At 69.3% G+C, this 3,175-nt stretch carries 5 protein-coding genes; 2 read left to right on the plus strand and 3 right to left on the minus strand.

Features of this window, described 5'->3' with window-relative positions:
• Window positions 1-31: 31 nt before the first annotated feature.
• A complete protein-coding gene (locus tag DK254_RS26100; protein ID WP_109936150.1) occupies window positions 32-640 on the minus strand; it encodes an START domain-containing protein in 609 nt (202 codons plus the stop codon).
• Window positions 641-775: 135 nt separating this feature from the next.
• Window positions 776-1,030 carry a YkgJ family cysteine cluster protein gene (locus DK254_RS26105; protein WP_089390387.1) on the minus strand — a complete coding sequence of 85 codons (255 nt, stop codon included), beginning with the start codon at window positions 1,028-1,030 and terminating at the stop codon, window positions 776-778.
• A gap of 174 nt (window positions 1,031-1,204) precedes the next feature.
• Between DK254_RS26105 and DK254_RS26110 the strand changes: the two genes are divergently transcribed.
• Window positions 1,205-1,546, plus strand: a complete 342-nt coding sequence (locus DK254_RS26110; RefSeq protein ID WP_009619370.1) for a DMT family protein — start codon at window positions 1,205-1,207, stop codon at window positions 1,544-1,546.
• 1 nt (window position 1,547) lies between these two features.
• On the opposite strand, the gene DK254_RS26115 is transcribed toward DK254_RS26110, so the two are convergent.
• The gene (locus DK254_RS26115; RefSeq protein WP_109936151.1) at window positions 1,548-2,420 is read right to left on the minus strand and encodes an NAD(P)-dependent oxidoreductase; all 873 of its coding nucleotides are present in this window, start codon (window positions 2,418-2,420) and stop codon (window positions 1,548-1,550) included.
• Between the two features lie 127 nt (window positions 2,421-2,547).
• On the opposite strand from DK254_RS26115, the gene DK254_RS26120 reads away from it, so the two are divergent.
• Complete coding sequence (locus DK254_RS26120) at window positions 2,548-3,087, plus strand: exonuclease domain-containing protein (RefSeq protein WP_089390384.1); 540 nt, start codon at window positions 2,548-2,550, stop codon at window positions 3,085-3,087.
• Window positions 3,088-3,175: the final 88 nt, after the last annotated feature.

Consider the following 3,175-nt stretch of genomic DNA (forward strand, 5'->3'; position numbering starts at 1 on the left):
AAGGCGGCCTCTTCGACGCGAACGCCCGGCCTCAGCGCTTCTCGGCAGCCGCGCGCAGCCCCTTCAGGGTGTTCATCGGCGCGTCCACCACGAAGCTGTTGGCCAGCCAGGACGGGATGCTGCCACCCGGCTCGGTCTGCACCTGGTAAGTCACCTCGGTGACGCCCGTGCCCTTGGGCACCAGCTTCCATTCGCCGACCAGCTTGGGCACGCGGATCTCGCCCTTCTCTTCGGGGATGTAGGTCGGCTCGGCCTGCAGGTGGCGGATGAGGCCGCCGTCGGCGGTCTTCTCTGTGCTCACGTGGATCACCACGTCGCGGCCGGTCACGGGCCAGGGCATGTCGATCTTCGAGTAGGTCCAGGAGTTGTCGCCCTCGCTCTTGAGCAGGCGCATCTCGGCGCAGGCGTGGATCCACTTGCAGGAGCCCTTCACGTCTTCCTGCAGGGCGTTGATGCTGGCCACGTCGGCCTTGATGTCGACCACGCCGCGGTAGGCCTTGTACTTCGAGCCCGGGACGCTGCTCAGGTAGACCTTGACGCCGTCCTCGTCCTTGGCCAGTTGCCAATCCTCGGCCATGGCGGCGCCACAGGCGCCCAGCAGGGCGGCGCTCAACAGGGTCATACGCAGGATGCCACGCATCGTCATCTTCCTCTGGTTATTGTTGGTCTGGCCGGGCCGGCCAAGCGCCGGGCCCGTGCAAATCCGCGATCCTGAGCGGTTCGGCAGTCAGGATGGGCGCCAGTATGGCCCCTGAAAACGTGACTTCCAAGTCACTCAGGCGGCGGTGATCCGTTCCCATTCGGCGAGGATACGCAGGGCTTCCCCGTTGCTGCTGCCGCAGACCTCGGCATCGGCGTCGAAGGCCGCGCAGACCGCCGGGCGCTCGGGCCGGCCGAACAGGCGGCAGAGGTTGCGCTCGTCCAGTTGCACGCAACGCACGCCCGCGGGCTTGCCGCCGGGCATGCCGGGGATGGGCGAGGAGATCGACGGCGCCACGCAGCAGGCGCCACAGCCGGCACGGCATTGCATCGTTGTGGGCTCTCGGAAGGGTGCGACAGGGATGGCGCACCGCAGGGCCGGTGCGCGGCGCGGAGGATAAGCCCAGCGGCGCCCGCCGCCAAGGGCCTTGCATCGCCTGCTGCCCCTTGGCGGCGCGGGCGCGGCGATTTAGGCTGGCGCCCTCCTCACCTCCGAGAGCTCCCCATGCCGGTCTGGGCCCAAACCGCCACCCTCCTGGCGTTCTCCAACCTGTTCATGACCTTCGCCTGGTACGGCCACCTGAAGACGCTGAACACCAAGCCCTGGATCATCGCCGCCCTGGTCAGCTGGGGCATCGCGCTGTTCGAGTACCTGCTGCAGGTGCCGGCCAACCGCATCGGCTATACCGCGCTGTCGGTGGGCCAGCTGAAGATCATGCAGGAGGTCATCACCCTGGCGGTATTCGTGCCCTTCAGCGTGTTCTTCATGCAGCAGCCGCTGAAGCTGGACTACCTCTGGGCCGGCCTGTGCCTGCTGGGCGCGGTCTACTTCATCTTCCGCAGCTGATTCAGGCGCGCGGCTTCAGCCGGCTGATCAGGCTCGAAGTGTCCCAGCGCCCGCCACCGGCGGCCTGCACCTCGGCGTAGAACTGGTCGACCAGCGCCGTCACCGGCAATTGCGCGCCATTGTGCCGCGCCTCGTCGAGCACGATGGCGAAGTCCTTGCGCATCCAGTCCACGGCGAAGCCGAAGTCGAAGCGCCCTTCCAGCATGCTCTTGTGGCGGTTCTCCATCTGCCAGGACTGCGCCGCGCCCTTGCTGATGACCTCGATGGCGGCCTCGCCGTCCAGGCCGGCGCACCGGGCGAAATGCAGGGCCTCGGACAGCCCCTGGAGCAGGCCGCCGATGCAGATCTGGTTGACCATCTTGGTCAGTTGCCCGGCGCCGCTGTGGCCCATCAGCCGGACCATCCGCGCATAGGCGGCGATCACCGGCTCGGCGCGCCGGTAGAAGGCCTCCTCGCCGCCCACCATCACCGTCAGCACGCCGTTCTCGGCGCCGGCCTGGCCGCCGGACACCGGCGCGTCGAGGAAGCCCAGCTCGCGCTCGGCGGCCTGCACCGCCAGCTCGCGGGCCACCGCCGCCGAGGCCGTGGTGTGGTCGACGAACACGCTGCCCGGCTGCATCCCGGCGAGGGCGCCGTCGGGCCCCAGCACCACGCTGCGCAGGTCGTCGTCGTTGCCCACGCAGCACATCACGAATTCCGCCTGCGCCGCAGCCTCGCGCGGCGTCGGCGCGGAACTGCCGCCGTGCCCGGCGACCCACTGCGCGGCGCGCGCCGGCGTGCGGTTGTAGACGCAGACCTCATGCCCCTTGGCCTGCAGATGCCCGGCCATGGGGTAGCCCATGACGCCCAGGCCGATGAACGCGACTTTCGCCATGGCTCCAGCTCCCTGTTGTCGATCGGGCTAGCCTAGCAGCGGTTTGCCGAGCCCCGAAAGGCCTTCCATACTGCATGCCAGGCGCCGCCCCTGCGGCCCCACCGTCCCACTCGCGCGAGCAGGCCCTATGCCCCACTGGCTGGTGATCGACCTGGAAGCCACCACCGAGGAAGGTGGCTGGCCGGTCGAGGAAATGGAGATCATCGAGATCGGCGCGACCCTGGTGGCCGCCGCAGACGGTCGCGAGCTGGACCACTTCCAGCGCTTCGTGCGGCCGCAGCGCCGTCCGCTGCTGACCAGCTTCTGCCGCGAACTCACGCACATCAGCCAGGCCGACGTCGACGGCGCCGCGCCGCTGGCCGAGGTCTGGCCGCAATTCGAACGCTGGCTCGCGCAGCACAGCCCGCGCCTGGCCGGCTGGGCCAGCTGGGGCGACTACGACCGCCACCAGCTGGAACTGGAATGGCGCAACCAGCGCATCGCCAGCCACCTCAGCCAGGTGCCGCACCTGAACCTCAAGCAGCGCTTCGCCCAGGCCCGCCAGCTCAAGCGCCCGGTGGGCCTGAACACCGCGCTGCAACTGGCCGGCCTGCACTTCCAGGGCCAGCAGCACCGCGCCCTGGAAGACGCCCGCAACACCGCCCGGCTGCTGCCCCTGGCGCTGTGAAGGCCGCGTAGTGACGCTGCCCACCGCCTTGGGCATACTGGCGCTCCTTTTTTCGCCCTCCCCTACCCCCTGTTGCAGGAGCAGCCCC

Origin of the sequence: Pseudomonas sp. RW407 (genome assembly GCF_003176655.1) — a bacterium.
Lineage (GTDB): Bacteria > Pseudomonadota > Gammaproteobacteria > Pseudomonadales > Pseudomonadaceae > Pseudomonas > Pseudomonas delhiensis.

Excerpts from the sequence above, each read along its gene's own strand:
- DK254_RS26115 (WP_109936151.1), bottom strand. The coding sequence starts at position 2,420 with ATGGCGAAAGTCGCGTTCATCGGCCTGGGCGTCATGGGCTACCCCATG.
- DK254_RS26105 (WP_089390387.1), bottom strand. The coding sequence starts at position 1,030 with ATGCAATGCCGTGCCGGCTGTGGCGCCTGCTGCGTGGCGCCGTCGATC.
- DK254_RS26110 (WP_009619370.1), top strand. The coding sequence starts at position 1,205 with ATGCCGGTCTGGGCCCAAACCGCCACCCTCCTGGCGTTCTCCAACCTG.
- DK254_RS26120 (WP_089390384.1), top strand. The coding sequence starts at position 2,548 with ATGCCCCACTGGCTGGTGATCGACCTGGAAGCCACCACCGAGGAAGGT.
- DK254_RS26100 (WP_109936150.1), bottom strand. The coding sequence starts at position 640 with ATGCGTGGCATCCTGCGTATGACCCTGTTGAGCGCCGCCCTGCTGGGC.